The 22,632-nt window shown below is 67.7% G+C and carries 28 protein-coding genes and 1 pseudogene; 17 read left to right on the top strand and 12 right to left on the bottom strand.

The genetic code is table 11. The annotated features are described in order from the left end of the window. Positions 1-16 precede the first annotated feature (16 nt). The 3 genes from ABZV42_RS32260 to ABZV42_RS32250 form a co-directional block, all read right to left on the bottom strand. Positions 17-208 carry a DUF6192 family protein gene (locus ABZV42_RS32260; protein WP_356054882.1) on the bottom strand — a complete coding sequence of 64 codons (192 nt, stop codon included), beginning with the start codon at positions 206-208 and terminating at the stop codon, positions 17-19. Between the two features lie 798 nt (positions 209-1,006). Further along, positions 1,007-1,162: a hypothetical protein gene (locus tag ABZV42_RS32255; protein WP_356054880.1), complete on the bottom strand. Its 156-nt coding sequence runs from the start codon at positions 1,160-1,162 to the stop codon at positions 1,007-1,009. Positions 1,163-1,216: 54 nt separating this feature from the next. After that, the gene (locus ABZV42_RS32250; RefSeq protein WP_356054878.1) at positions 1,217-2,179 is read right to left on the bottom strand and encodes a zinc-binding dehydrogenase; all 963 of its coding nucleotides are present in this window, start codon (positions 2,177-2,179) and stop codon (positions 1,217-1,219) included. A gap of 164 nt (positions 2,180-2,343) precedes the next feature. Between ABZV42_RS32250 and ABZV42_RS32245 the strand changes: the two genes are divergently transcribed. The 4 genes from ABZV42_RS32245 to ABZV42_RS32230 all read left to right on the top strand — a co-directional run bounded on the left by ABZV42_RS32245 (position 2,344) and on the right by ABZV42_RS32230 (position 5,932). Beyond that, positions 2,344-2,988 carry a helix-turn-helix domain-containing protein gene (locus ABZV42_RS32245; protein ID WP_356054876.1) on the top strand — a complete coding sequence of 215 codons (645 nt, stop codon included), beginning with the start codon at positions 2,344-2,346 and terminating at the stop codon, positions 2,986-2,988. A gap of 587 nt (positions 2,989-3,575) precedes the next feature. Further along, positions 3,576-3,752: a hypothetical protein gene (locus ABZV42_RS32240; protein ID WP_356054874.1), complete on the top strand. Its 177-nt coding sequence runs from the start codon at positions 3,576-3,578 to the stop codon at positions 3,750-3,752. Positions 3,753-3,934: 182 nt separating this feature from the next. Next, positions 3,935-4,762, top strand: coding sequence for a restriction endonuclease (locus ABZV42_RS32235; protein WP_356054872.1), 828 nt, complete (start codon positions 3,935-3,937; stop codon positions 4,760-4,762). 831 nt (positions 4,763-5,593) lie between these two features. Beyond that, entirely contained in the window at positions 5,594-5,932 is a 339-nt protein-coding gene (locus ABZV42_RS32230) for a MerR family transcriptional regulator (protein ID WP_356054870.1), read from the top strand. Between the two features lie 220 nt (positions 5,933-6,152). Here the strand turns inward: ABZV42_RS32230 and ABZV42_RS32225 are convergent, their stop codons facing one another. After that, positions 6,153-7,367 carry a transposase gene (locus tag ABZV42_RS32225; RefSeq protein ID WP_356054868.1) on the bottom strand — a complete coding sequence of 405 codons (1,215 nt, stop codon included), beginning with the start codon at positions 7,365-7,367 and terminating at the stop codon, positions 6,153-6,155. 51 nt (positions 7,368-7,418) lie between these two features. Between ABZV42_RS32225 and tnpA (ABZV42_RS32220) the strand changes: the two genes are divergently transcribed. The 6 genes from tnpA (ABZV42_RS32220) (at position 7,419) to ABZV42_RS32195 (ending at position 11,797) form a co-directional block, all read left to right on the top strand. After that, entirely contained in the window at positions 7,419-7,847 is a 429-nt protein-coding gene (gene tnpA, locus ABZV42_RS32220) for an IS200/IS605 family transposase (RefSeq protein WP_355991921.1), read from the top strand. Positions 7,848-7,961: 114 nt separating this feature from the next. Beyond that, positions 7,962-8,468, top strand: coding sequence for a MarR family transcriptional regulator (locus tag ABZV42_RS32215; protein ID WP_356054866.1), 507 nt, complete (start codon positions 7,962-7,964; stop codon positions 8,466-8,468). A 507-nt stretch (positions 8,469-8,975) separates the two neighbouring features. After that, positions 8,976-9,179 (top strand): cold-shock protein, encoded by a 204-nt coding sequence (locus ABZV42_RS32210; protein ID WP_355991911.1) that lies wholly within the window; start codon positions 8,976-8,978, stop codon positions 9,177-9,179. Positions 9,180-9,497: 318 nt separating this feature from the next. Then, positions 9,498-10,994: a DEAD/DEAH box helicase gene (locus tag ABZV42_RS32205; protein WP_356054864.1), complete on the top strand. Its 1,497-nt coding sequence runs from the start codon at positions 9,498-9,500 to the stop codon at positions 10,992-10,994. Positions 10,995-11,040: 46 nt separating this feature from the next. Continuing rightward, positions 11,041-11,439, top strand: coding sequence for a CBS domain-containing protein (locus ABZV42_RS32200; RefSeq protein WP_356054862.1), 399 nt, complete (start codon positions 11,041-11,043; stop codon positions 11,437-11,439). A gap of 49 nt (positions 11,440-11,488) precedes the next feature. Beyond that, positions 11,489-11,797 carry an SCO5918 family protein gene (locus tag ABZV42_RS32195; RefSeq protein ID WP_356054860.1) on the top strand — a complete coding sequence of 103 codons (309 nt, stop codon included), beginning with the start codon at positions 11,489-11,491 and terminating at the stop codon, positions 11,795-11,797. Positions 11,798-11,888: 91 nt separating this feature from the next. On the opposite strand, the gene ABZV42_RS32190 is transcribed toward ABZV42_RS32195, so the two are convergent. Next, complete coding sequence (locus ABZV42_RS32190; protein ID WP_356054858.1) at positions 11,889-12,248, bottom strand: hypothetical protein; 360 nt, start codon at positions 12,246-12,248, stop codon at positions 11,889-11,891. 295 nt (positions 12,249-12,543) lie between these two features. Beyond that, the gene (locus tag ABZV42_RS32185) at positions 12,544-13,104 is read right to left on the bottom strand and encodes a hypothetical protein (RefSeq protein WP_356054855.1); all 561 of its coding nucleotides are present in this window, start codon (positions 13,102-13,104) and stop codon (positions 12,544-12,546) included. Positions 13,105-13,320: 216 nt separating this feature from the next. Between ABZV42_RS32185 and ABZV42_RS32180 the strand changes: the two genes are divergently transcribed. Further along, positions 13,321-14,160: a hemolysin III family protein gene (locus ABZV42_RS32180; protein WP_356054853.1), complete on the top strand. Its 840-nt coding sequence runs from the start codon at positions 13,321-13,323 to the stop codon at positions 14,158-14,160. Between the two features lie 362 nt (positions 14,161-14,522). On the opposite strand, the gene ABZV42_RS32175 is transcribed toward ABZV42_RS32180, so the two are convergent. Genes ABZV42_RS32175 through ABZV42_RS32165 form a run of 3 tightly spaced genes read right to left on the bottom strand, consistent with a single transcriptional unit; the run spans position 14,523 to position 15,797 of the window. Then, on the bottom strand, positions 14,523-14,960 hold the full coding sequence (locus tag ABZV42_RS32175; protein ID WP_356054851.1) for an SRPBCC domain-containing protein: 438 nt from the start codon (positions 14,958-14,960) through the stop codon (positions 14,523-14,525). A gap of 31 nt (positions 14,961-14,991) precedes the next feature. Further along, the gene (locus tag ABZV42_RS32170; protein WP_356054849.1) at positions 14,992-15,336 is read right to left on the bottom strand and encodes a metalloregulator ArsR/SmtB family transcription factor; all 345 of its coding nucleotides are present in this window, start codon (positions 15,334-15,336) and stop codon (positions 14,992-14,994) included. Continuing rightward, the gene (locus ABZV42_RS32165) at positions 15,333-15,797 is read right to left on the bottom strand and encodes an SRPBCC domain-containing protein (protein ID WP_356054846.1); all 465 of its coding nucleotides are present in this window, start codon (positions 15,795-15,797) and stop codon (positions 15,333-15,335) included. Before ABZV42_RS32165 ends, ABZV42_RS32170 begins: the two co-directional genes overlap by 4 nt. Before the next feature lie 319 nt (positions 15,798-16,116). Between ABZV42_RS32165 and ABZV42_RS32160 the strand changes: the two genes are divergently transcribed. The 3 genes and pseudogenes from ABZV42_RS32160 (at position 16,117) to ABZV42_RS32150 (ending at position 17,110) form a co-directional block, all read left to right on the top strand. Next, on the top strand, positions 16,117-16,575 hold the full coding sequence (locus tag ABZV42_RS32160; protein ID WP_356054844.1) for a hypothetical protein: 459 nt from the start codon (positions 16,117-16,119) through the stop codon (positions 16,573-16,575). Beyond that, positions 16,572-16,835 (top strand): annotated as a pseudogene (locus tag ABZV42_RS32155) (hypothetical protein); the annotation flags it as partial. The gene ABZV42_RS32160 and the pseudogene ABZV42_RS32155, both read left to right, overlap by 4 nt. 41 nt (positions 16,836-16,876) lie before the next feature. Then, the gene (locus tag ABZV42_RS32150; protein WP_356054842.1) at positions 16,877-17,110 is read left to right on the top strand and encodes an integrase core domain-containing protein; all 234 of its coding nucleotides are present in this window, start codon (positions 16,877-16,879) and stop codon (positions 17,108-17,110) included. Positions 17,111-17,213: 103 nt separating this feature from the next. Here ABZV42_RS32150 and ABZV42_RS32145 read toward each other — a convergent pair whose 3' ends face one another. Next, positions 17,214-18,938, bottom strand: a complete 1,725-nt coding sequence (locus ABZV42_RS32145; protein WP_356054840.1) for a phospholipid carrier-dependent glycosyltransferase — start codon at positions 18,936-18,938, stop codon at positions 17,214-17,216. A 504-nt stretch (positions 18,939-19,442) separates the two neighbouring features. Here ABZV42_RS32145 and ABZV42_RS32140 point away from each other — a divergent pair. Further along, on the top strand, positions 19,443-19,577 hold the full coding sequence (locus tag ABZV42_RS32140; RefSeq protein WP_356054838.1) for a hypothetical protein: 135 nt from the start codon (positions 19,443-19,445) through the stop codon (positions 19,575-19,577). Between the two features lie 30 nt (positions 19,578-19,607). Here ABZV42_RS32140 and ABZV42_RS32135 read toward each other — a convergent pair whose 3' ends face one another. Continuing rightward, entirely contained in the window at positions 19,608-20,126 is a 519-nt protein-coding gene (locus ABZV42_RS32135) for a helix-turn-helix domain-containing protein (protein ID WP_356054836.1), read from the bottom strand. Between the two features lie 183 nt (positions 20,127-20,309). On the opposite strand from ABZV42_RS32135, the gene ABZV42_RS32130 reads away from it, so the two are divergent. Continuing rightward, positions 20,310-21,251: an aldo/keto reductase gene (locus ABZV42_RS32130; protein ID WP_355991352.1), complete on the top strand. Its 942-nt coding sequence runs from the start codon at positions 20,310-20,312 to the stop codon at positions 21,249-21,251. A gap of 260 nt (positions 21,252-21,511) precedes the next feature. After that, positions 21,512-22,024, top strand: coding sequence for an aldo/keto reductase (locus ABZV42_RS32125; protein ID WP_356054834.1), 513 nt, complete (start codon positions 21,512-21,514; stop codon positions 22,022-22,024). 228 nt (positions 22,025-22,252) lie between these two features. Here the strand turns inward: ABZV42_RS32125 and tnpA (ABZV42_RS32120) are convergent. Then, positions 22,253-22,632 (bottom strand): IS200/IS605 family transposase (tnpA, locus tag ABZV42_RS32120; RefSeq protein WP_356054832.1); only part of this gene is annotated, 380 nt, incomplete at its 5' end.

Genomic DNA, 22,632 nt, shown 5'->3' with positions numbered 1-22,632 from the left:
TGAGGTAGGACACCGTCTAAGCAGCGGCTCGGATGGGAGTTCCCAGCCGAGCCGCTGTTGCATCGTTGGCGGAGTGGTGAGGGACGTTGGGCGGCGGGTTGGTGACCGCCTCGAACCGCTCCTGCTCATCGGGGATGCTGGCCAGGACCTTGTGGATGGTGTGCGAGACGTCCGCCCGCCGGCGCTGCTTCGGCCAGCGCGAGGACACCACCGGTAACTGTGGACCGTCGTATAGGCCGGGCCGACGTCTTTGTCGAACATACGGATGGCCTCGCTGACGGTGAACAGGTCATCCTTTCCGGACGGGTTCGCATCTATGCCGTCAACTTGCGCTGGGAGCCCGTCACTTCGCACTAGCCAGCGGCTTCCGGTCGCCGGAAAGGGCAACCCTGTGCCCGCCAGTCGCGGTCTCACACCCTCCCTTGCTGCGTGCGCCGCCTGTGCCAGGACCGTTTGCGGCAGCGGGAGAGCAGTACCTTGCCGAGGCGGGACGTTCGAAGTTCGGCAAGGCTGGATCAGGGTTGCGCTTCGGCTTGATGCTTCCGGATGGTTTGCCGGCGGCGTTCGTAGTCGGGCGCGTGGTCGAGGATTTCGTCGGTGGTGATGGCCCCCGGTTGTACTGGGCGGTGATTCCGTGCTGTGCACAGGCCTGAGCCACAGCATGCGGGGAGAAAACAGCGCTCTCGAGGGGCAGCCGCAGATTCAGCAGCCGCGTCACCGCCACCACCCAGAGCTGCGCGAGCAGTGTCACCACCAGTGCGTTCCCCGTGCCCAGCCCGGGCGACACCGCAGGAAGAGCAGTGCCGAGCGTCGCCACCCCACGGCCAGTGAGGACTGCTGCGCGGCCCGACCTCGCTGCGCATCGAGTTCAACCTCGATACGGTCCGCACCCCAGCGCAGTGCCAGTACCTGTTTCTTCGGCACCGGTGACGATCGTTTCGAGTCTCTGCGGAGAGAGGCAGGCCAACGCCGAACGGCAGGTCTCGCGTGCAGTGGATGCTGATCATCAGTCCACTGGGAGGAAGATGTGCTGACCCGGCCGGTCGGACTCCGAGACCGCGGAGAGATCGCGGAGCGAGTCCAGCGCCGTGTTGGCCGATTGCCGAGTCATACCGATCCGCAACGGGCCAACGCCGATCGGTGGGGCGAGGTCGAAGTCCATGCGGGCATGATCCCAATTTCGTTACCCGGGCGGCGAACGCCGTCCCGGCCCGGCTCAGGGCGCCAGCACAACCCTGCCGAACACCTTCCCCGCGTCCATCTCGCGGTGGGCCAGCACCGCCTGGTCCAGCGGCAACACTTCATGCACGACCGTGCGCAGGTCCCCGTGCGCAGCATCGGCGAAGTGGGACGACCGCACGGCCTGCCGGTCGGGGCCGCGCACGGTGTCAGAGCTGAAAGTGGCGAACGACAACGACCTGCGGAAGGCGTCCATCAGCCGCATGCCGAAGTCCGCCGGCGGCTGCCCACCGACCACACCGACAGCCACGAACCGCCCGTTGGAGTTCAACTTGTCCAAGAAGAGGGGAAGCTGGGGACCCCCCACGACATCGATCACTACGTCGAAGCCCGCCGGTGCTTGCGGGTCACCCTCGCCGGAGCGGTCAAGGACATGAGTCGCGCCCAAGTCCCGCAGGCGGGCGCCGCGCTCCACCGACGAGGTGGTGACCGCCACCGCGCTCGCGCCGTCCCTGGCTGCGAGCTGGACCGCCGTAATTCCGATGCTGCCCGCCGCACCGCGCACGAGCACCGTCTCGCCGGGCATGAAACGGGCCCGGTCCAGGGCGAAGTGGGCGACCACGCCGGAGCCGCCGAGGGTCACCGCGTCTGCGCCGGTCAGGCCGTCGGGCAGCGCAAGAACGTCCTCGGCCAAGGCGACGGCCTGCTCGGCGTACCCACCGGACAGGCCAGTGAACGCCCACACCCGCCGCCCGATCCACGAGGCGTCCACGCCCTCTCCCACCGCGGTGACCTCTCCCGCGACCTCGCTGCCGAGGAGATGGCCCTCCCGGAAGCCGTAGGCGGCAAGCGTTCCCCGGCGGATCACGGCGTCCACGCCGCCTACCCCGATCGCCTCCGTGGCGATCTGCACCTGCCCCGGGGCAGGAACGGGCACGGGCACATCGACGATCTCCAAGCCATCGGGGTCTCCGAACGTCCTGATCACGACGGCTTTCATCTCTGCTCCTCGGGTCGGTGGAAGGACGGATCGCAGCTGCTGCGGCCGTGGGTCGAGCCGGCCTCCGCAGCCGTGGCATCACCGGCGAAGTGTCGGGACGGGGGGCCGGCACCGCCATCGGACCGTAACGGACACCCCCGTCCGTTTGGCTAAAGTGAGAAACGATGGCCAACCATTTGCCTCAGACCCTGCGTTCCGACGCCCGCGACAACCGGGCCCGCATCCTGGACGCCGCCCGTGCGGTGCTCGGCGAAAAGGGCCTGAGCGCGCCCATGCGCGAGATCGCCCGGTACGCAGGCGTCGGCCCCGCCACGTTGTACCGGCACTTCCCGACCAAGCAGGCACTGATCGCGGAGACCTTCGCCGAGCAGCGGCGAGCCTGCCACGCCGCCGTCCGCGACGCCCTTGCAGACTCGGACCCGTGGCACGGATTCCGGAGCCTGATCGAGCGGATCTGCGAACTTCACACCCACAGCCGGGGATTCGCCGACGCCTTCATGACAACCTTCCCCGAGGCCATGGACTTCGCCGCCGACCGGGAGCGGACCCTGCGCGCGGTCAGTGAACTGGCCCGCCGCGCCCAGGAGACCGGCCAGCTGCGCCCCGGCTTCGTCATCGACGACCTGATCCTCATGCTCATGGCCCACCGGGGCCTCCAAGACACGCCGCGTGCCGCCCGGGTCACAGCCTCCCACCGCTTCGCCGCCTACGTGATCGAGGCGTTCCGCGCCGCACCAGAGACAGAAGCGCCTACGCCACTGCCGCCAGCACCACGCCTGCAGCTCACTCACTCGCCCAGCGCGCTGTAGGTTCCGTCATCCCCGGAAATCGAACATCGCCATACGAAATGACCTCGCCAGCCACGGTCAGCAGAACTGACGGCACGGGAACCTGAAAGACCTCTGCTAGACAGCGCGGCTACTCAGTCTCCACCGCGCCCGGCTTTGGAACCCGGCCCGGTCGACGGGCATCGCGATGGATGGTGACCGCCCGGTTGGGGAGATGTGGCGTTGCAACCATGGCCGTGGTTGGCGGCCTGCCCCATGGGTGTCAGCCCGTCGGGTCCCGGGAGCTGCGGATCGGCTCCGAAAGCCAGAAGTACTGCGGTGGTGTGCACGGTCAGCGGCCCCTTCGGCTCTGCAGGGCGCCGTCGCCTTCCGCGTCGATGGCGTGCGTGAGGAGCGTCATGTCGTGGCACACCTCATCGGGGTCGACTCCCTGCGCTAGCAGCTGAGCCAGAGTCTCCGCGTCTTCGTTCTCCACCGCTTGATGTGCCGGTGTACAGGTGTGGCTCAGGGTTGAGCGAGCGGCTGCGCGAGCCCGTCGACGCCAGGTTTCGAAACCCGGACGTGGCATGCCTCCCTCTGCGCCCTCGATCGACCTGGCAGGTGTGCAGATGTTGCAGACCCTCTTCGACGTCGCGCGCGTCCACGGCACCGAGGTGCGCCTCATACCCGTGGCGGTCCCGGCCCACTGGAACGGTCCCGTTCTGAAGAGAGGACCGGACGTGGCTGCCCTGCTGGAGGCACGGGCCGATCGAGGCCGACGGCTCGGGCACCTGCCCGTGGCCTGAGGCTCACGCCACGTTCACGCGCGGATCGCACCGGGGCCGAGGACATCTGGCCCGACAGGCAGCGAGCCCGCGCCTGCCGTCGGGCTGGAAGAGGCATGCACGACGGAACTCGGTAGAACGGCCGCTGCCTGGGAAGACGCGAATTGATCTTCGTTTGACGTCCCAGGGGAGGAAACATCACCATGGCCGTTCCCGCACGCGCCCGGCGTACCGCGCGCCGCTCCTGCCGGTTCGAACTCCGGGCGACGGCCCTCTACTTCGCCCTCCTCGCGGTCATCCTCGCTCTGGTGGGCGCGGCCGCCCGCACCGCGGCCGCGGCCGCGGTGCACCGTCCCGCCTGGGCTGTGGCGCTCGCCCTCATGGGCGTCGGCGCCGTCATGGCCGGCTGCCGCGGGAAGCGCCGCATATCGGCGGCGAGGATCGCGCGCCGCGCGGCCGTAGCCCTGGACGAAGCCACGCAGACGGCGGTCGAAGCGCTCGACGCGGCGTCACCGGCTCCTGCCGTCGGCCTGGTCCCCGCCGGGGCCGGCGCCTGCGGTGGCCGTCTCGGCACGGATCCCACCGTCCTGTTTCCCGAGACCGTGCCCGAGGCGCCCGCGGCCACGGTGGAGATCGCCTATGAGGCCCTGGACCCGGACGAGTTTGAACAGGCGGTGGCCGAACTGTGCCGGCGCGACGGCTGTCTCGACGTGGACGTCGTGGGCGGGGCCGGGGACCTGGGCGCCGACGTCGTGGCGAGAACGCCCGACGGGCGCTGGGTCGTCATCCAGTGCAAGCGGTACGGCGACGGCAACCGGGTCGGCTCACAGGAGCTGCAGCGCTTCGGCGGCACCTGCTTCACCGTTCACGGCGCCGATGTCGCAGTCGTCGTCACCACCAGCGACTTCACCGCCCCCGCGCTCGACTACGCAGAGCAGTGCGACATCGTGTGCGTCGACGGTCGGCAACTACGGCGCTGGCAGGAGGCTGCGGGACCGCGGCCGTGGGAGGCGCGGCCGTCGGCGGCCTGAGGCGGGTCGCGTTGGCGGTTCGCGGAGCTACAGGGGAAGGCGCACCGCGACGCCACCTGAGCCCGATTACCTCTCCGGGCAGGCTGCAAAAGTCTGTGATCGCTGGAGTAGACATTGCCTCCTCGGCTGGTTATGGTTTCTCTCGTAGCCAGAAGGAAGCAGGGCCCGGCAGACATGAACTGCGGGCAGAAGTGCAGGTAGTTGCAGTTGGCAGGGCGGTGCGGTGGTGGAGTTCCGAAGCCAGGGTTGTCGTAGGACGGCGACGGGACTGACTGCCGGACCGGGTGGCCCGCAGTGATCAGGGGCCGCCGTAAGCAGGACCGCAGTTGAAGTTGAAGGTGCGGTTTCGCTGAGTGCAGTTCGCAGGACCGCAGTGGAATTTGTGAGTGGTACCTCGGTGAAGGCGTCGGCTGCGGGCGCGCGCATCGGGAGGTCCGGCAGTGGGGTTCTAAGCCAGAAGCAGGTGCAGGACGGGCGACGGGGCTGGCTGCCGGAGTGGCGCTGTCACAGGCCACGAAGCAGTACGCGGTATCAGCAGTTCGCAGGAGAGCAGTACCAGTTGGTTGGTTTCAGAGGGATTGAACGGAGGGGCGAGGCGCCATCAGGATCGCCCGGGCGGAATGGCTGAGCCCGGGTACCGCAGGACATCGATAGTGAGGTGGTCTCCGGTCGAGCAACCGCGATCCCCGCACACGCTCACACCTTGTGTGAGCTGCTGCGGACACAGAGGGCCGACGCAGTATCAGGGCCGGCAGATGGTGTAGTTGTTCCTTCGGGGCCCTGGCGCGAAGAGCGCCAGGGCCCCTCCACGCGTTTCTCAGAGAGGTGCAAGTGACAGCAGACGACTCGTACGACCGGATCGATGACGACGACTACCCCGCCTACACGATGGGCCGGGCCGCCGAGATGCTCGGCACCACCCAGGGCTTCCTGCGCGCGATCGGCGAGGCCCGCCTCATCACCCCCCTGCGTTCCGCGGGCGGACACCGGCGTTACTCCCGCTACCAGCTGCGCATCGCCGCCCGGGCGCGCGAACTCGTCGACGGTGGCACCCCCATCGAGGCGGCCTGCCGCATCGTCATCCTCGAAGACCAGCTCGAAGAAGCACAGCGGCTGAATGCCGAATACCAGCGCGCCGCCGGATCAGTTGCTCCGACCGCCGTGGCCTGAGACGGCTTGGCTCCGGCCGCCAGGTCATCTTCCGCGGCGCAGGGCCATGGACTGCCTGGCGCTGTCGCGGGGGTCACCCTGCTGGTGTACGAGGCCAGGCCCGCTCGTCAGGAGCTCGCGGTGCGCAGAACTGCCACAGTCATCGACTGCTGGCCTCCTTCGACCCGGACCAAGGAACCAGGCCGTGACTCCTCCCCCTCGTGAACGAGGGGGCTTCTCGCTATGCCGGTTGGGCTTCGCGACGGACCAGCCCGGCCCGTAGAACGTTGAGCGCGCCCACGGTGTCAGCGTGCGTCTGGTGGTCGCAGTTCTGACAGTGGAACTTCTCCTGTGTGGGCCGGTTCTCCGCTGCGACGTGCCCGCATTCGGGGCAGGTGCGGGAGGTGTTGCGGGGGTCCACGGCAATCACTTCCCGTCCGGCGCTTTCAGCCTTGGCGTGCAGGATCGTCAGGAACACCCCCCATCCGGCATCCGAGATCGAGTGGTTGAGTCCGGCCTTGGAGGCGGCCCCGTTGGGCAGGAAGCTGCCCGGGGTCGTGGGGTCCGACTTCGGGGCGGGAGCCTTGACCATATTGCGGATCTTGAGGTCTTCGTGCGCGATGAAGTCGTGTTCGCGCACGAGGCCGAGGGCGGTCTTGTGTGCGTGGTCGAGGCGTTGGCGCCGAACCTTACGGTGCAGTTCGGCGACCTTCTGAACGGCCCGCTGGTGGTTCTTGGTGCGCTTGTCGTGGCGCACCCGGGGGAAGCGGGACAGTGCCCGCTGTGCGGTTTGGAGTTTCGCTGTGGCGCGGCGGCCGTGGCGCGGGTTGGGCGCGAACTCGCCGTTGGAGTCGGCAAGGAAGTTGGTTATGCCCATGTCGATGCCGACCATGCTGCCGGTCGCGGGCAGCGGCTTGGGCTGGGACTGCTCGGCGGTCAGGATCACATACCAGCGCTTGCCTTCGCGCTTGACGGAGACGGTCTTGATCTTGCCGACCACGGGCCGGTGCTCGTTGACCTTGACGTGCCCGACGCCTTGGAAGCGGACACGGGTGACCGGGTCGTGCGGGGTGGAGTCCCAGCGGCAGCCGTCGCCGTCCTTGGGGAAGTCGGCGGTGTCGAACCAGTTGATGCTCCGGAAACGGGGGTAGCCCGGTGTCTCGCCGGACTTGACCCGGCGGAAGAACGCGGCGAACGCCTTGTCCAGGCGGCGCAACGTCGCCTGCTGCGACGAGAACGACCAGCGGCCCTGCCGTTCCGGGTCGAACGCCCGGATGTCCTTGAGCTGCGCGGACTGCTGCCCGTATTTGACGCTCGTCTTCGAGGCGTGCCGGTAGGCGTCGCGGCGTTCCTGCAAGGCTCCGTTGTAGAGCGAGCAGTGATCCCGCAGCATCTCGCCGAGCGCGGCCGTCTGGCGAACGGTGGGCCGCATGAGGAACTTGTACGCACGGATCATCCGGCCCACCCCCTTCCTGGTCAGCTTCAAAGAAGATACTACGCTTGGCGTATGTCACCACGCTGGGCACCAAATCCTGATATCCGTACTGGACGTCACGTCGCCTACAACCTGCATGCTCACTTGGTGTTCGTCACCAAATACCGGCGCGATGTCTTCGATAACGCCATGCTCAAGCGCTGCGAAGAGATCATGCGGGAGGTCTGTACCAGCTTCGAAGTGGAACTACGCGAGTTCAACGGCGAAGCCGACCACGTCCACCTGCTCGTGCACTACCCACCGAAGATCGCCCTGTCCAAGCTGATCAACAGCCTCAAGGGCGTCAGCTCCCGCTACCTGCGGGCCGAGTACACCGGCCGGATAAACCGAATAGGGATGGGCTCGGTGTTCTGGTCGCGCTCCTACTTCGCCAGCTCCTGCGGCGGTGCACCGCTGACCGTGATCCGTCAGTACATCGAGGGCCAGAAGCGGCCTGTCTGACCGTCAAAACAGAGACGGAGCGAACTCCGGCGCTGCGCACCTCCGGGACGAGGATGCGTTTCCCTCCCCGGCTGAAGCCGGGGATACCCACGCAAGATCAGGGATGGAACACGTATGACCGAGTACGCCAGCCCCGGCTTCGACCCCGCCGTGGCCCGCCAGGCCGGGAGTGTCGCCGAACTCCTCGACGTCATGTGGGAGCACGAGCGCAACGACGGCCCGCCCCCGTATGTCTCTGTCTCTCAATTGCGCGTGATGTACATCGTCGACCGCGAGACCGGGATACGCATGCGGGCCCTCACCCGCATCCTGGGCGGATCACCGCCGTCGGTCTGCCGCCTTGTCGACCGTCTCCAGGCTCTTGGCTTCGTGGAGCGCCGGCCATGCCCCGACAGCCGCCGCGAAGTCATAGTCCGCGTGACCCCCGCGGGCCGTGAACATCTGGCCCGAGTCCGCGAGCGGCGGGATCTACTCCTCCTCCAGACCCTCGACCGTATGCCCGGCCAGGCGCGAGCTGCTCTGGCCGAAGTTCTTGCCGGACTACAGCAGGCGCTGAGTGATCACCCCATGCTCCGTCTCCTGGCTGAGGACCTCCCGGCCACGCCGACCCTGCGCGATTGAGCCCGGTCCACAGGCGCGCCGGCTGCGGCAGACCTGCCCGCCTGCCCGCCCGAAGAGCCACACCGCGGTAGACGAAAGGCGCCCTCACCGACATGCCGTCCTCGGCTTGGGCGAGCCGGGACGTGGGTTTCCTCATGGCAACGCGATGCGTGGACGGCCCAGCTCTTGCAACGCAAGAAGCGCTTGATCTCGCTGACAGTTTTTTGCAACGCTGTACTGCGAGTGCGCCAATATCTGTGCTCGAGAGAAGAGAGTTTGTCAGGCTGTGTGCCGAGAATTCTTATCGCAATGCCCTGTCCGCAATTATTTATCCGGTGAAGGCTGTTGAGGCGTGCTACTGTCCATCTCAGTTGCAGTTGTGGTTCCCGAGACTTCAAGTGTTCCAACCCGGCTTTTTTCGGGAAGGGCGCTTTTGTATTTCCGGTCATTTCCGGCGGGTTGATCATCGCGGCGACACGGTGTTCGCACAGTGCAGGCGCCGGTGTACTGCCCCAAAGGAGATATGACATGGCTGCTGGTACCGTGAAGTGGTTCAACGCGGAAAAGGGTTTCGGCTTCATCGAGCAGGACGGTGGCGGCCCTGACGTGTTCGCCCACTTCTCGAACATCGCCGCCCAGGGCTTCCGTGAGCTCCTCGAAGGCCAGAAGGTGACCTTCGACATCGCGCAGGGCCAGAAGGGCCCGACGGCCGAGAACATCGTTCCGGCCTGACGCAGACTTTGTAGCTGGGGCCCGCACCTTCGGGGTGCGGGCCCCAGCTACAGGCATTTCCCTCAGTGGTGTCACCTGAGGGACGGCTCGGAGCGATCCGAGTCTCACACAGTTTTTCACGGGTGCAGACGCATCCTGAGAACCGAACAAACCCGACGCCCGAATTCCGCATTCGTGCTGCGTCACCTATTTTAGCATTCCGCCCGCCCCGATTTCCGTCGGCCGGATGTGCTTTGACTTCGGTCCATACTTGTAATTCCGTGCTGCTCATGGCTTGCGGGAATTCCTTGATATGTGCCGCATCGAGGAAGGTTCCGCATGAACCGCACACGTACGAACGACCGCTCGCCCCGTACCCGGAACGGCAGTGCCGACGCGGGAAGGGGCGGTAGCCGCTTCGGCTCACCGGCACCGCGTCGTTCCGGCGGCCCTGCCCGAACCGGCAGTTACGGCCGTCGGCCCGCAGCCGTCCAGGGCGAGTTCGCGCTCCCCACCACGATCACCCCCGCGCTGCCTGCCGTTGAGGGCTTCGCCGATCTCTCCATGCCCGAGCAGCTGCTCGCCGAACTCGGCCGGCAGGGCGTGGCTGTGCCGTTCCCGATCCAGGGCGCGACGCTGCCGAACTCCCTGGCGGGCCGCGACGTCCTGGGCCGCGGGCGTACCGGTTCCGGAAAGACCCTCGCCTTCGGCCTCGCTCTGCTCGCCCGCACCGCCGGACAGCGCGCCGAGCCCCGCCAGCCGCTGGGGCTGATCCTTGTCCCCACGCGTGAGCTGGCGCAGCAGGTGACCGATGCGCTGGCCCCGTATGCCCGGTCCGTCAGGCTGCGGCTGGCCACGGTGGTGGGCGGGATGCCGATCGGAAGGCAGGCCGGCGCGCTGCGCGGCGGGGCCGAGGTGGTCGTCGCGACTCCGGGCCGACTGAAGGATCTCATCGACCGTGGTGACTGCAGGCTGAACCATGTGGGCATCACGGTGCTGGACGAGGCCGACCAGATGGCCGACATGGGGTTCATGCCGCAGGTCACCGAGCTGTTGGATCAGGTGCGTTCAGAGGGGCAGCGGATGCTGTTCTCCGCCACCTTGGACCGTAACGTCGACCTGCTGGTGCGCCGCTATCTGACCGATCCTGTCGTGCATTCGGTCGACCCCTCTGCCGGTGCGGTCACGACGATGGAGCACCACGTCCTGCACGTCCACGGCGCCGACAAGCACGCGGCCACGACTGAGATCGCCGCCCGCGACGGCCGCGTGATCATGTTCCTGGACACCAAGCACGCTGTCGACCGGCTGACCCAGGACCTCCTCAACAGTGGGGTACGGGCCGCCGCACTGCACGGCGGCAAGTCACAGCCGCAGCGCACCCGCACGCTGGCGCAGTTCAAGACGGGCCATGTCAGCGTGCTGGTGGCAACCAACGTCGCGGCGCGCGGGATCCACGTCGACAACCTTGACCTGGTCGTGAACGTCGACCCGCCGACCGACCACAAGGACTACCTTCACCGCGGCGGCCGTACCGCTCGGGCGGGCGAGTCCGGCAGCGTCGTCACTCTGGTCACACCGAGCCAGCGCCGCGGCATGGTCCGCCTCATGGCGGACGCCGGGATCCGCCCGCAGACGACCCAGATCCGCTCGGGCGACGAGGCCCTGCACCGGATCACCGGCGCCCAGTCCCCGTCCGGCATCCCCGTCGTCATCACCGCACCGGTGACCGAACGGCCCAAGCGCGCTCGCTCTACGTCCCGGGGCCGGCGTCGCCCCTCGTCGACAACCCGCCGCGCGCCCGTACGCCAGAGCGCCTTGGATGCGGCGGCCTAGAACCTTCGTGATCAGGAAGCTGACCCATCTCTGCAGGAGGCACCTTTTGACGCTGGTTCAGATGCGGCCCCGCCCGAAGAGCGCCGCGCAGGCGACGGTGGCCGAGGTCATGGACGCGGCCGGACCGCAGGTCTGTGACGACATGAGCGTCGAGGTCGCGCTGTCCGTCATGGCCGCCGCCCGCACGCATCGGCTGGTCGTCTGCGACCAGGACGGCCAGTGCACCGGACTGGTCACGCGGGCTGAGCTCGCCGCTGTCCGCGACGGCTCCGCCTACACGGACCGTGTCCGGCTGCGCGACCTCCTTGGCGACCACAGGCTGTTCACCTCGCCTGTGACCACGCTGGCCGAAGCCGAGGACGCGATGCGTATCCGGCAGCTCGGTGCCCTGCCGGTGGTCGATGGGCAAGGCTGTGCTCTGGGCGCCTTCGCCCGCTCCCACTGAGCCGCCTCATCCCGGCCGGACCGTTCTCCCGTTCTTTCTGTGAGGTCACATGCGCTGTGTCATCGCCCGCTTCCCTTTCGAGCTCACCAAGGTCAGCGTGCTGGAGTCGATGAAGGGCATCAAGCCCGAGCCGAGCGCCGGCGAATCGGTGATCATCGGCCGACGCCACTATCCCCCCAAGCAAGTCGGCCAGGTCCTCACCCGCCAGGACCGCCGTGACTTCAGCGCCGGAGAAGTCCTGCGGGCCATGACGCAGCTGGGCTTCACCTGCCGGCCCCTGCCACAGCTTGAACCCACGCGCATCCTCAGCTCGCTCCAGCACGCTTCCGCGATGCTCGGTACTCCCGCCACGGTCTGACCCTGGGGAGCCGGTCGCGAGCCGGCACGCGCAGGAGTGGGGGCTTGGCCGGCGCGCGCCCGCCAAGCCCCCACTCCTGCGCGGTGGTCGCTCAGTGCTCGGAGTAGCTGAAGTCGCCCATGGTCCAGGCGTTGACGTCGGCGATCGCCACGCGGTACATCCCGCCTGTCTCGGGGATTCCGACGGTGCCCTGCAGGATGCGGGCGACGTGGAAGTGCAGATGCGTGGGGGGCTCGTCGTTCTTCGGGGGGGTGTCGAAGACGGCGGAGAACTCTGCCAGGCGGGCGGAATCGTTCAGCACGTCCGACACTCGTTGCCGCCACACCTTTTCGGGTGCCAGCCGGCCGGTGATGACAGCGCCACCGGTGACCACGGTCAGGGACATCTGGTTGCTTTGCCCGGACTCCACCAGGGTGGCGACGTCAACGAGCAGCTCGTCAGGCTTGGTCATGGCGAAGATTATATTTACTGCCCAGCCGGCCCCTGACCGGTGGCGACAGCAGGCGAAGGGTGTCCCCGGTCTGTCGGGGAAGGCAAGAGGGCGCGGCTGGCTGCCGCGTGTGGGGTGATTTGCAGGAGCAGCCGAGGCCGGCGCCCGCCAGCGAGCGGACGTACACGTGCCCGCCCGGGGACTGCTGGAACCCTTCACCCCTCACACCGGCGAACCTTGCATCCACGGAGCTGGTCAGCACCACGTACGGCTACGGAGCGTCTGCGCCTGTGGTGAACGGGATCGCAAGCGGCCCTCAAACACTGGTCCAGGCGTCGAGAAAGGCTTTGCGCCCAGCGGGATCGTCGGACCTGCGGTCTGCGTGCAGGACGCGCCAGGCGGTGAGCTCGAGATCTCGGAGCCACAGTTCGCCGATGACCTGCGTCTTGAGGTCGGGAAAGTCGTCGGATTCGACGAGGGCCTGGCCGATCACCTCGCCCGCTGCGACGCGCTGGGGCGGTGTCATCTGATCGACAGCCGAGAGGATCTGGCGGGCGAGGGCAGTACCCTCGCCGGTGAGTGAACGCAGCACCAGAGCCTTGATGTTGGCGGGAAGCAGGTACGCGGTGCCTGACGTCCTCCACAGCTCCGACCAGAAACGCTCTCCCGCCTTGGTGGGGGCCGGCAGGGCGGCCAGCAGCCCGAGGAGGTGACCGGTGGCCGCATAGCCGTCGGAGTGGGCAGCTGCGACGACCGCGATGCCGGCGACGCGCTCCACATTGAGACGGCCTGCCTCGACATGCGCAGCCAGACCCAACTGGTGTTCCACCTGGTTCGTGAGCGGGGCGGATACGTGGGGACGGACCTCAGGAAGCATCGACGATCCTTGCGCGTAGGCGGGTGAAATACCGGTCGGAAGTTCTCATTGTTCCCATCGAGAGCCGGTCTACTCAGGTGCGGGAGCCCAATTGACCCCAGGGGTAACGGGCTTGCAGCACCACCAGTTGCCGAGTACCAGGCGGGGGGCGGTGCGCACGGCGGTAGCGAGCGACCTCTCAGAACGCTCTCCGGTGTCGTCTTCTAACATGCCCCCATGATCACCGGTGACGCCCAGGAATCCGAGGGAGGACGAGAAGCCGTGTCCCGCGACGCTGCTGAAGCCGAATGTATTCACGATGCCACGCGGAGTGGAGAGAGTCGCGAGGACGACCCGCCCCCGCCCGTCGAGTCGCAGGCCGACGAAGCAGCAGGGGGGCACGCTCACCCAGTCGCCGCTCTGGTGGATCGGGCGGCCGAACTGGTCGAGCCGGTCAAGCCGAGGCTGCGTGGCTGGCTGCATGCGGGCATGGTTCCCCTCTCGCTGATCGCCAGCGTTGTACTCATCTGCCTGGCCCGGACCCCTCAGGCGACTCTGGCCTGCGCCGTGTACTCGATCACCGCCTGGTTGCTGTTCGCAACGAGCGCCGTCTACCACCGCGGCACCTGGGGATCACTGGGGGAGGCACTCCTGCGACGCCTCGACCACGCCAACATCTTCCTGATCATCGCCGGCACCTGCACCCCGCTGGCCGTGCTTCTCCTCCGGCCGGAGCAGCGGTCCGTACTGCTGTGGGTCGTGTGGTCGGGCGCACTGGTGGGCATTGCGTTCCGGGTGTTGTGGGTCGCAGCTCCGCGTTGGCTGTATACGCCGTGCTACCTGGCCCTGGGCTGGGCGCCGGTGCGGTATCTGCCCGATTTCCTACATACCGGGGGAGTGGCCGTACTCGTCCTGGTCGTGGCGGGCGGTCTTCTTTACAGTGCCGGCGCGGTCGTCTACGCCCTCAAGCGGCCCGACCCCTCCCCGCGCTGGTTCGGCTTCCACGAGGTGTTCCACGCCCTGACGATCGCCGCCTTCGCGGCGCACTACATCGCTATCTCTCTGGCCGTCTACTGAGTGCAACAATGCTCAGCTCAGTGACCTGGGCATGGCCGCGCGGCGTTAGCGGAAGGGGGCAGGTCGTGCAGGTGCAGGGTGCGAGTTGGAGCTTCCTGACCAGCCACGCCCGCGTGCTGTTCGCGATCGCCCGCGACCGCTGCCCGGCTGCGTGACATCGCCGAGGCCTGCCGACCACTGAGCGCACCGTCCAGAGCATCGTCACCGATCTCGAACCGACGTCGTCTGCGGGCTTGCCGGCCTTGCAACTGCTGCAGTAGGTGCCCTCATCCTTGACCTCAGTCGGGCCGGGACCGAACAGCCGATCCGGTTGTCGGCGCGTAGCCCCGGCCCGCGCCGGGGCTCCACACTCGCGGGCGGGGTCAATGCCAGTTGCTGATCCGCACGTCGTGCGGGTGCGGTGCGCCGGTGCCCGTCTCCACCAGGGATTTCAGGCTCATCAGGAACAGTGCCCACTTGGTGGTGCAGTGGTTCATGAACTCCACCTGCTCGCGCCATCCTTCGTGCGCGAACAGGATGATCGTCCACTCGCCTTCCTGCTTGAGGTCGAAGGTCACCGTGGTGCCGATCCATTCCTCGGGGCCGTCGACGACCTCCCACCGCACCCGCATGTCCGGCCGCAGTTCGAGGACCTTCATGTCGAAGCCGCCGACGTCGCCGAAGCGGAACTGCAGCACGTCGTCGCCGGTGCCCTCGGTGTCGGTCGTCCACCATGCGGCCAGACCGTCGACCGTGGTGAGCGCCTGATAAACCGTCTCCCGGGCCGCGGTGGTGCCGACCCGGTGCAGGATGTCCGCCATCTCGATCTCCTCGCTTCTTTTCGTTCCGGCTCTACTTCTTCTCGTTCTTGGCTCGTTGGATCTCCTCGGCGATGTTCTTGACGCGCTGCAGCCGGGCGTCCCACAGCGCGCCCACCGACTGCAACTGGGCTACGGCGCGCGCCAGTTGTGCCTCGTCGACGTGGTAGCGCCGCTCCCGGCCGGCCGCCGTGGACCGGACGAGTCCGGCCCGGTCGAGCACGGTCAGATGCTTGGTCACGGCCTGCCGGGTGACGGGCAGTCGGGCGCTGAGGGTCGTCGCGGTGCCCTGCCCCTCGGCCAGCAGCAGGTCGATCATGCGGCGCCGGGTCGGATCGCCGATCGCCGACCACAGACCGTCATCGACGCCGGTGTTCATCGCGCGCCCGCCGCCTGCTTGGCGGTCGCCGCCAGGCGGGGCAGATAGAAGTCCCAGCCCTGCCGGTGGTCGTTGTAGTGCGCCTCGAGCACGGCGGCCTCCCAGCCGCGTTCGCGGTACCCGCTCTCGCGGAAGCGGAGCGTGGTCCCCTCGCCCGCCGGTGTGAGTTCGAAGGTCACCAGCAGCGAGTTGCCCAGGGCCGCGGTCTGCCCGTCCTCGTAGGTCCACCGGAACGACAGGGTGCGCGGCGGATCGGACTCGACGACCGTGAACGGCACGGACTCTCGGGTGCCGCTGCCCTCGTCCGTCCAGGTGAGGGTGCCCCGCCTGCCGGGGGCCGCCTCGAAGTCGGTCTCCGCGCTCCACCAGTCCCGGATGTGATCGGGGTCGGTGAGCACGTCGAACACCACCTGGGGCGGGGCGTCGACGTACAGCTCGCGCTCGATGCTCCCGTGCTCCATGTCCGCAGCCACCTTTCGCAACCTTTGGTTGCGCATCACGATAGGCGACTCCGGCGCCTTACGCAACCGAAGGTTGCTCATCGAGGTGGAGGCTGAAGGTCAGGCTGACTGTCGTCGTCCTGCACATGTATCCAGCACCTGGCCGTCCTGCAGGTCCGAAGAAGGTCTCGTCGCTACCGGTCAGGTTGGCGAACAGGTCAGTCTCAACCGAATACGCGAAGCCCGCTTTCTGAACAAAACGCTCCGAAGCGCAGGGCGTCACGGGTTGGAACATGCTGTTGCCGCCCGGCGGTGGGCGGCAACCCCCATAATTGATGGCATGCCCGCCACACCACAGTCCCCGGTTCCCGAACCGTCTCCTGTCGGTGCCGCTGAGGACTCGGGCTCTGGCGGCACGAATCTGGAGCTGTATCGCGAGAAGTTCCGGCGACGGCTGCCGGATTCGCTTGATGAGCTGCGCGGGCTGGCAGAGGGGGTCGTGGAACCTCCCTTGACCGTGGTCTGGTCCGGGCTGCGTGCCTTCGACCTCGCCAACGAACGTCAGCGGATGAGCCTGTACCGCACCGTCCTGGCCGAGGGCATGCGCAAGGACCTGTCCGCTCTTCTGAACCGCGACATTCTCGTGCGGTCGTGGCCCACGTTGCGGACCCTGGTCTCGACTACGGTTCGCGGCGTGTGGGAGGAACGGTTTTCGGAACTTCGGGCCCTGGCCGACGTACCTCCCGCCCAACCCCCGGCCCGGCGACGGCGTACCAGCCAGGGGCCGGCGGCCGCGTGAGACTTCCCGACCTGCACGCTCGCCTTCTGGCGGACGTCTTGGCCATCGGCTCTCCGTACCCTCTAGTGATTACCGGCGGCTACGCCGTCCAGGCCCACGAACTCATTACACGTCCAAGCCAGGACCTCGATGTCGCCACCGAAAGCCCCGCACCGATGGACGAGATCGTCCGCACTCTCACCGTTGGGCTCACCGAAAGCGGCTGGCACCTTGAAGTGATCGAAGTCGCCCCGCTCTCGGCGCGCCTCAACGTCACCGACACTCGGACCGCGGCCGTCAATACACCAGCCAGCAACTCGCCTTGCTGGCAGGCCAGTTGGGGGTACGTCTGTCGGTCGGCCGCACCGGGCAGTGCTGGGACAACGCACTCGCCGAGTCGTTCTTCGCCACCATCAAACGGGAGTTGCTCGACACCACCGCCTGGCCCAGCCGGGCCACCGCACGCACCGCGATCTTCGATTTCACCGAGGGCTGGTACAACTTGCACCGTCTGCACAGCAGCCCCGCCGAATACGAGACCGCACTCGCAGTCTGACCACCACACCGATGATGTCCGTCAAAGCGGAACAAGCTCAAACCACCAACAACCGCCAAGAGCGCGCGACCGTCGGTCGCGCCTTCTTGGCCAGCCTGCCCACCTAGACCCAGGTATCCAGCCACATCCGTGACCGCCACTGGTCGATCGGGATGGCGGTGCCCGTGTACAGGGGCCAGAAGTAGATGAAGTTCCAGGCGATGAGCAGGACTAGCGCGCCTGCGGCCACCGCACCTCGTATCCGGCGCTTGCCAGCCGCTCCCGGCGGACCCAGCATGCCTCCCAGCATCATCGTCACGGCCAGGCTCAGGTACGGCACGAAGACGACCGCGTAGAAGGAGAAGATCGTGCGGTCCTGGTACAGGAACCAGGGCAGATAACCGGCGCCCACCGCGCACAGGATGGCGCCGGCGCGCCAGTCGCGGCGCAGCGCCCACCGGTAGAGCAGGTACACGAGTGCGCAGCATGCCGACCACCACAGGAGTGGTGTTCCCAGGGCGAGGATCGCCTGTGCGCAGTCGGCCGTCGCGCGGCAGCCGTCCGTCCCGGGTTCCGGTGACTCGTAGTGGAACAGCGTGGGGCGACCGAGGACGAGCCAACTCCAGGGATTCGACTGGTACCTGTGGGGAGTGTGCAGCCCCACATTGAACTGGTACACGCCGTACTCGTAGTGCCACAGGCTGCGGAGTGGGGCCGGAATCCACGACCAGGTGCCGCCGCGGCTGTCCGCCCAGTGGCGTCCGTAGCCGTTATCGGACAGGAACCAGCCGGTCCATGTCGCCAGATACGTCACAGCGGCGACCGGTACGAGGGACAGCACCGACCAGCCGAGATCCTTGCGCAGCACCGCGCGGTAGGGGCGGTACGCCCCCGCCACGCGGCGAGAGCCGACGTCCCACAGCAGGGTAAGGATCACGAAGAAGGCGAGGAAGTACAGGCCGTTCCATTTGGTCGAGGCGGCCAGACCCAGGAAGAGGCCGACAGCGAGCCGCCAGGGACGCACTCCCATCCCGGCACGGTCACCGGTGTGTCCGTCCGGGCGGACCCGGTCGTCCGCGTCGGCCGGTAGGGCTGCCGCGAGCCGGGCCCGCGCACTGTCCCGGTCAATGAGCAGGCATCCGAACGCCGCCAGTACGAAGAACATGACGACGAGGTCGAGTAGAGCGGTGCGGCTCATCACATAGTGGAGTCCGTCCATCGCCATCAGTGCCCCGGCCAGACAGCCCAGCGGCGTCGAACGGAACAGGCGGCGTCCTATTCGGCACAGCATCAGTATCGACAGCGTGCCAAGGACTGCCGTCATGAAGCGCCAGCCGAACGGGTTGAGGCCGAACGTCCACTCACCGAGGGCGATCACCCACTTGCCTGTCGGCGGGTGCGCGACGAAGGCCCCGGCGTCGGAGAGGGGGATCACCTGGGGATGGGCCAGGATCTGCGGGTCGGAGATCTTGCGGTCCGGCCAGGTGCCCTCGTAGCCGAGCCGCAGCAGAGACCAGGAGTCCTTCGCGTAGTACGTCTCGTCGAATACGACGGCCCGCGGGCTGCCCAGACGCCAAAAGCGCGGCAGCCCGGCAAGCAGCGCCACCAGTAAGGGCCCGCCCCATCCCGACCAGCGCGCCAGCCGGCCTGACGCGACCAGGGAGAGCCCGAGCATGCGCCACACCCGCGTTCCGGGTTCGGGCAACGGTACGACCAGGCGGTCGCGCACCGACGTACGCGGGCGCTCCAGGTGGCCGAAGTGGAGCAGGCGCTGCTCCCAGGAGATCGGCAGGTGATTCGCTGCCTTCCGTCGCACCTCGACCGACGTGTACGCGTTCTCATGGATCATGTGGTGAGTTCTCTACTTGTGAAGAGCAGGACTGAGGTTCCCCGAGACGCAGGGAGAGGTGACAGTAGGTCAGATGGGTCTCGTGAGAGTGAGGTTCCCTCCGCACTGCGGAGGGTGTTGGCAGGGGGTCAGGTGGTTCTCTTGAGAGGAACATCGACCATGGCTGCACCGAGAAAGTACGCGCTGGAACTGCGTGAGCGTGCGGTGCGGCTGTGCCGATCGTTGTTGCCCCAGGATGCGGGACCGGCCCCCGCGGTACGTCGCGATGGTGGGCGTCACCATCGGCGGCGCCCGCGGACCGCTTCCGCTGCCGATCTGGTACGCCTACGAGCCGGCCGGAATGCCCTGGATCCTCACCGGCGCGGACTCTCGCAAAATGAGGCCGGTCAAAGCAGCCCAGCTCTTCAGCCATCTCGTCCAGCGCGCGGAGCCCACCCCGCTACGTAGCCGTCGAGGGACCAGTCGCCGGCATCGCTGAACCTGCCCCTGGCCTCTACAGGGACATTGCCGCCCGCAGTCTCTCTTGGTGAGCCCCTCGACCGGTACGCGGCATGGTCCGAGGCCGAACTCGCCGACCATGTCGTGGTCCGCATGCGCCCGGAACGCTGGAGCGGCGGCGATCTCGGCTCGATCGGCTGAGAGAACCTGGCGTCCGGCGGACCGTGGCCTCTAGGTGTTGCGGGCCGCCTGAGGCCGGAGCGCGTCGACCACAAGGTCGAGGAGTTGACCGACCCGCTCGGGTGAGTCGCTGGCCGTGGTGGAGAGGAACACTCCGAGAAGCATCATCGTGACGTCCTCCGAGGCGACATCCGAGCGCAGCGAACCGGCCTGCGCGCCGCTGCTCAGCATCAACGCGATGGCGGCTGTGATGCGTTCGCGCGTTGCCGGTGTGGCGATGCTGCCCGAGGCCCAGCCCGCCCGCAGAGTGTCCGACATGCCGCGCTTGATCTGGAAGAACGCGGCGTATCGGTCCATCCATGCGCGCAGGGCGGCTTCCGGGGCGAGGTCGGCGAGGAAGGCAGGGGCGCTGGAGACAACCTCGTCCAGTTCGGCGGCGTAGACGGCCTCCACCAGCGCCTCACGGGTGGGGAAATGCCGGTAGAGCGTCCCGATCCCGACACCGGCCTCACGGGCAATCGCGTCCAGGGGGACGGCCTCGCTGGTCGCGGCGAACGCGGCGCGTGCCACGTCGAGAAGTCTGTCGCGGTTTCGCCGCGCGTCAGCACGTACCGGCCGATCCGATGCTGCTGCGCTGCGGCCGGTGACCGGGCGTTCGGGCACAGACAAAGCGGAGGACCTCCGGTTACTGCTACGGTCGAGTTAAGCGGAGTGACTCCGCTTACCGCATCGTCTCACGCGAACGGGACAGCCATGAGCTCTGACATCCGCCCCCTCGAGTTCACCGCCTTCGGTACGCAGTACGCCGGAGGGCCCGGACGGCTCGCGGGCCGCACGGTCTCCCGCATCGGCTTCGGCGCGATGCAGCTCGAACGCCTCCGGGGCGATCGGAAGACCGCCGTCGCCATCCTGCGCCGCACCGTCGAACTCGGGATCGACCACATCGACACCGCCCAGTTCTACGGCCACGGCTTTGTCAACGAAGTGATCAACGAAGCCATCCGCCCCGAGGACGACGTCATGGTCGTCAGCAAGGTCGGCGCCGATCCCGACCTCGACGGCCCCATTCCGCTGCGCCCCGCGCAGCGCCCCGAGCAACTGCGTGCCAGCGTCGAAGACAACCTGACGAGCCTTGGACTCGAACAGATTCCCCTCGTCAATCTGCGCCGCCTGGACACGGGCCCCGGCCTGCGCGCCGAGGGCGACCAAGTCGTCGATCTCGATGACCAGCTCGCTGTGATGACGTCTCTGCGCGACGAGGGCAAGATCGGCGCGATCGGCCTCAGCAGCGTCACCCTCGACGGGCTGATCCGGGCTCTGCCCGCCGGCATCGCCTGTGTGCAGAACAACTACAGCCTGCTGGCCCGCGACGACGAGGACCTGCTTGAACTGTGCCTCGCCCGGGACATCGCCTGGGTGCCGTACTTCCCGCTCGGCAGCGCCTTCGCCGGCCTGGCGAAGGTCTCCGACGAACCCGATGTGATCGCCGTCGCCCGCGAGCTGTCCGTCACTCCCGCCCAGGTCGGTCTGGCCTGGCTGCTGCACCACGCCCCGAACCTGCTGCTGATTCCCGGCACAGCCGATCCTGACCACCTGCAGGCAAACGTGGACACAGGAGCGATCACCCTCGACGCAGCGACCATCTCCAGGCTCGACGCCATCCCGACTCGCGCAGGGGACATCACGCTCGACTGAGACCAGCGCCGACGTCCGGCGCACCCACAGGGCCATATGAGGCGGCTCTCTCGCGATGGGCCTGCCCACCCGTCCACCGGGGCTGTTGTGGTCTGCGAGGCAAGAACGGCTGCGGGAGGGCCACCGTGTGCTGGGGCGGGAGACTATGCGTACGTCCCCCATCTCCCGGGGCCGCCTCCGCAATCGCGGGGGGAGGCCCGCTGGAACCCACCAGCGGGCCTTCTTCGACCCCGGCCAGTTCTGGTTCGCAAGACCACCAAATGCCTCCTCCGTCCTTGCGGATCGCGACGAAGGCCGGCTACTTCACCGCGGCCACCGGTGCCGCCGCCGTGCACGCCGGTGTCCTCCCCGAGGACCAGGCCGCCGCCGGGCACAGCCTCGCCGCGGACTATGTGCGCTGGCAGACAAGCCGCAACCGCGACCAGCTCGGTCGCGACCGGCTCGACCTGGTCCTGCTTCACAACCCGGAGCGCGCCCACCCCGGCGACCGCGCCGCCCTGCACCGCGCGATGCGGGACGCGTTCGTCGTCCTGGAGGGGGAAGCGGCGGCCGGGAACGTGGCGGGTTACGGCGTCGCCACGTGGGCGGGTCTGGAAGAGGAGGCGTTCACGGTGGGGGAGCTGCTTGTTCTGGAGACCACCGACACCCCGTGGGCCGGAGGCTGGCTCACGGCCGGTGACGCCGACTGGGGCCTGTATGTCCCCGTGCGCCGCGACCTGGTAACCGGCGTCGTCCTGGCGGAGGTCCGGGTCACCACACCGCGCCAGCCGTAGACGTCAACGGCCCGGCGCGAGTGCCACATCGCAGTGCAACAACGGGTGCGGTGGTCGCGTGCCACGGCGAGGCGGGTCCGGGAGAGATGGGTCCCTCTTGGTTCGTCGTCACGGCTGTCTACCTTTGATCTTGGCCAGTGCTCCGGCGTTTACGTCGGGGGTGAAGGTCATCTCAGAATTGCTCTGCCCCGCAGGTGAGCACGGGTCCGCAGTGTTCACCTCGGCCCGTCACGTGGGGCGGTTCTGGTTCTCGATGTACTGCTTCACGACGGTCAGGGGCGCCCCGCCGCAACTTCCGGCGAAGTACGAGCCGGACCAGAAGTGTCCGCCCCACAGGTACCGGCGGATGTGGCTGTCGTACTCCTTGCGCAGCAGCCGGGCCGAGACGCCCTTGAGGGAGTTGACCAGTTTGGAAAGCTGGACCTTCGGCGGGTAGTGCACGAGCAGATGGACGTGATCGGCCTCGCCGTTGAACTGCTTCAGCTCGGCTTCGAAGTCCGCGCAGACCTCTCGCATGATCTCTTCGCAGCGTGTCAGGATCGGGTCGGTCATGGCTCCGCGCCGGTACTTCGTGACAAACACCAAGTGGACGTGAAGGTTGTGGACGA

The organism is Streptomyces sp. NPDC005281, from assembly GCF_040607495.1.
GTDB lineage: Bacteria > Actinomycetota > Actinomycetes > Streptomycetales > Streptomycetaceae > Streptomyces.
Note: the sequence above shows the minus strand (reverse complement) of the source record. Positions and strands in the feature narration are given on the sequence as shown.

Bases quoted from the DNA above. Each gene is read 5' to 3' on its own strand.
- ABZV42_RS32255 (WP_356054880.1), bottom strand. From the start codon at position 1,162: ATGGACTTCGACCTCGCCCCACCGATCGGCGTTGGCCCGTTGCGGATC.
- ABZV42_RS32250 (WP_356054878.1), bottom strand. From the start codon at position 2,179: ATGAAAGCCGTCGTGATCAGGACGTTCGGAGACCCCGATGGCTTGGAG.
- ABZV42_RS32245 (WP_356054876.1), top strand. From the start codon at position 2,344: ATGGCCAACCATTTGCCTCAGACCCTGCGTTCCGACGCCCGCGACAAC.
- ABZV42_RS32240 (WP_356054874.1), top strand. From the start codon at position 3,576: ATGTTGCAGACCCTCTTCGACGTCGCGCGCGTCCACGGCACCGAGGTG.
- ABZV42_RS32235 (WP_356054872.1), top strand. From the start codon at position 3,935: ATGGCCGTTCCCGCACGCGCCCGGCGTACCGCGCGCCGCTCCTGCCGG.
- ABZV42_RS32225 (WP_356054868.1), bottom strand. From the start codon at position 7,367: ATGATCCGTGCGTACAAGTTCCTCATGCGGCCCACCGTTCGCCAGACG.
- tnpA (WP_355991921.1), top strand. From the start codon at position 7,419: ATGTCACCACGCTGGGCACCAAATCCTGATATCCGTACTGGACGTCAC.
- ABZV42_RS32215 (WP_356054866.1), top strand. From the start codon at position 7,962: ATGACCGAGTACGCCAGCCCCGGCTTCGACCCCGCCGTGGCCCGCCAG.
- ABZV42_RS32210 (WP_355991911.1), top strand. From the start codon at position 8,976: ATGGCTGCTGGTACCGTGAAGTGGTTCAACGCGGAAAAGGGTTTCGGC.
- ABZV42_RS32205 (WP_356054864.1), top strand. From the start codon at position 9,498: ATGAACCGCACACGTACGAACGACCGCTCGCCCCGTACCCGGAACGGC.
- ABZV42_RS32195 (WP_356054860.1), top strand. From the start codon at position 11,489: ATGCGCTGTGTCATCGCCCGCTTCCCTTTCGAGCTCACCAAGGTCAGC.
- ABZV42_RS32190 (WP_356054858.1), bottom strand. From the start codon at position 12,248: ATGACCAAGCCTGACGAGCTGCTCGTTGACGTCGCCACCCTGGTGGAG.
- ABZV42_RS32185 (WP_356054855.1), bottom strand. From the start codon at position 13,104: ATGCTTCCTGAGGTCCGTCCCCACGTATCCGCCCCGCTCACGAACCAG.
- ABZV42_RS32180 (WP_356054853.1), top strand. From the start codon at position 13,321: ATGATCACCGGTGACGCCCAGGAATCCGAGGGAGGACGAGAAGCCGTG.
- ABZV42_RS32175 (WP_356054851.1), bottom strand. From the start codon at position 14,960: ATGGCGGACATCCTGCACCGGGTCGGCACCACCGCGGCCCGGGAGACG.
- ABZV42_RS32170 (WP_356054849.1), bottom strand. From the start codon at position 15,336: ATGAACACCGGCGTCGATGACGGTCTGTGGTCGGCGATCGGCGATCCG.
- ABZV42_RS32165 (WP_356054846.1), bottom strand. From the start codon at position 15,797: ATGGAGCACGGGAGCATCGAGCGCGAGCTGTACGTCGACGCCCCGCCC.
- ABZV42_RS32160 (WP_356054844.1), top strand. From the start codon at position 16,117: ATGCCCGCCACACCACAGTCCCCGGTTCCCGAACCGTCTCCTGTCGGT.
- ABZV42_RS32145 (WP_356054840.1), bottom strand. From the start codon at position 18,938: ATGATCCATGAGAACGCGTACACGTCGGTCGAGGTGCGACGGAAGGCA.
- ABZV42_RS32130 (WP_355991352.1), top strand. From the start codon at position 20,310: ATGAGCTCTGACATCCGCCCCCTCGAGTTCACCGCCTTCGGTACGCAG.
- ABZV42_RS32125 (WP_356054834.1), top strand. From the start codon at position 21,512: ATGCCTCCTCCGTCCTTGCGGATCGCGACGAAGGCCGGCTACTTCACC.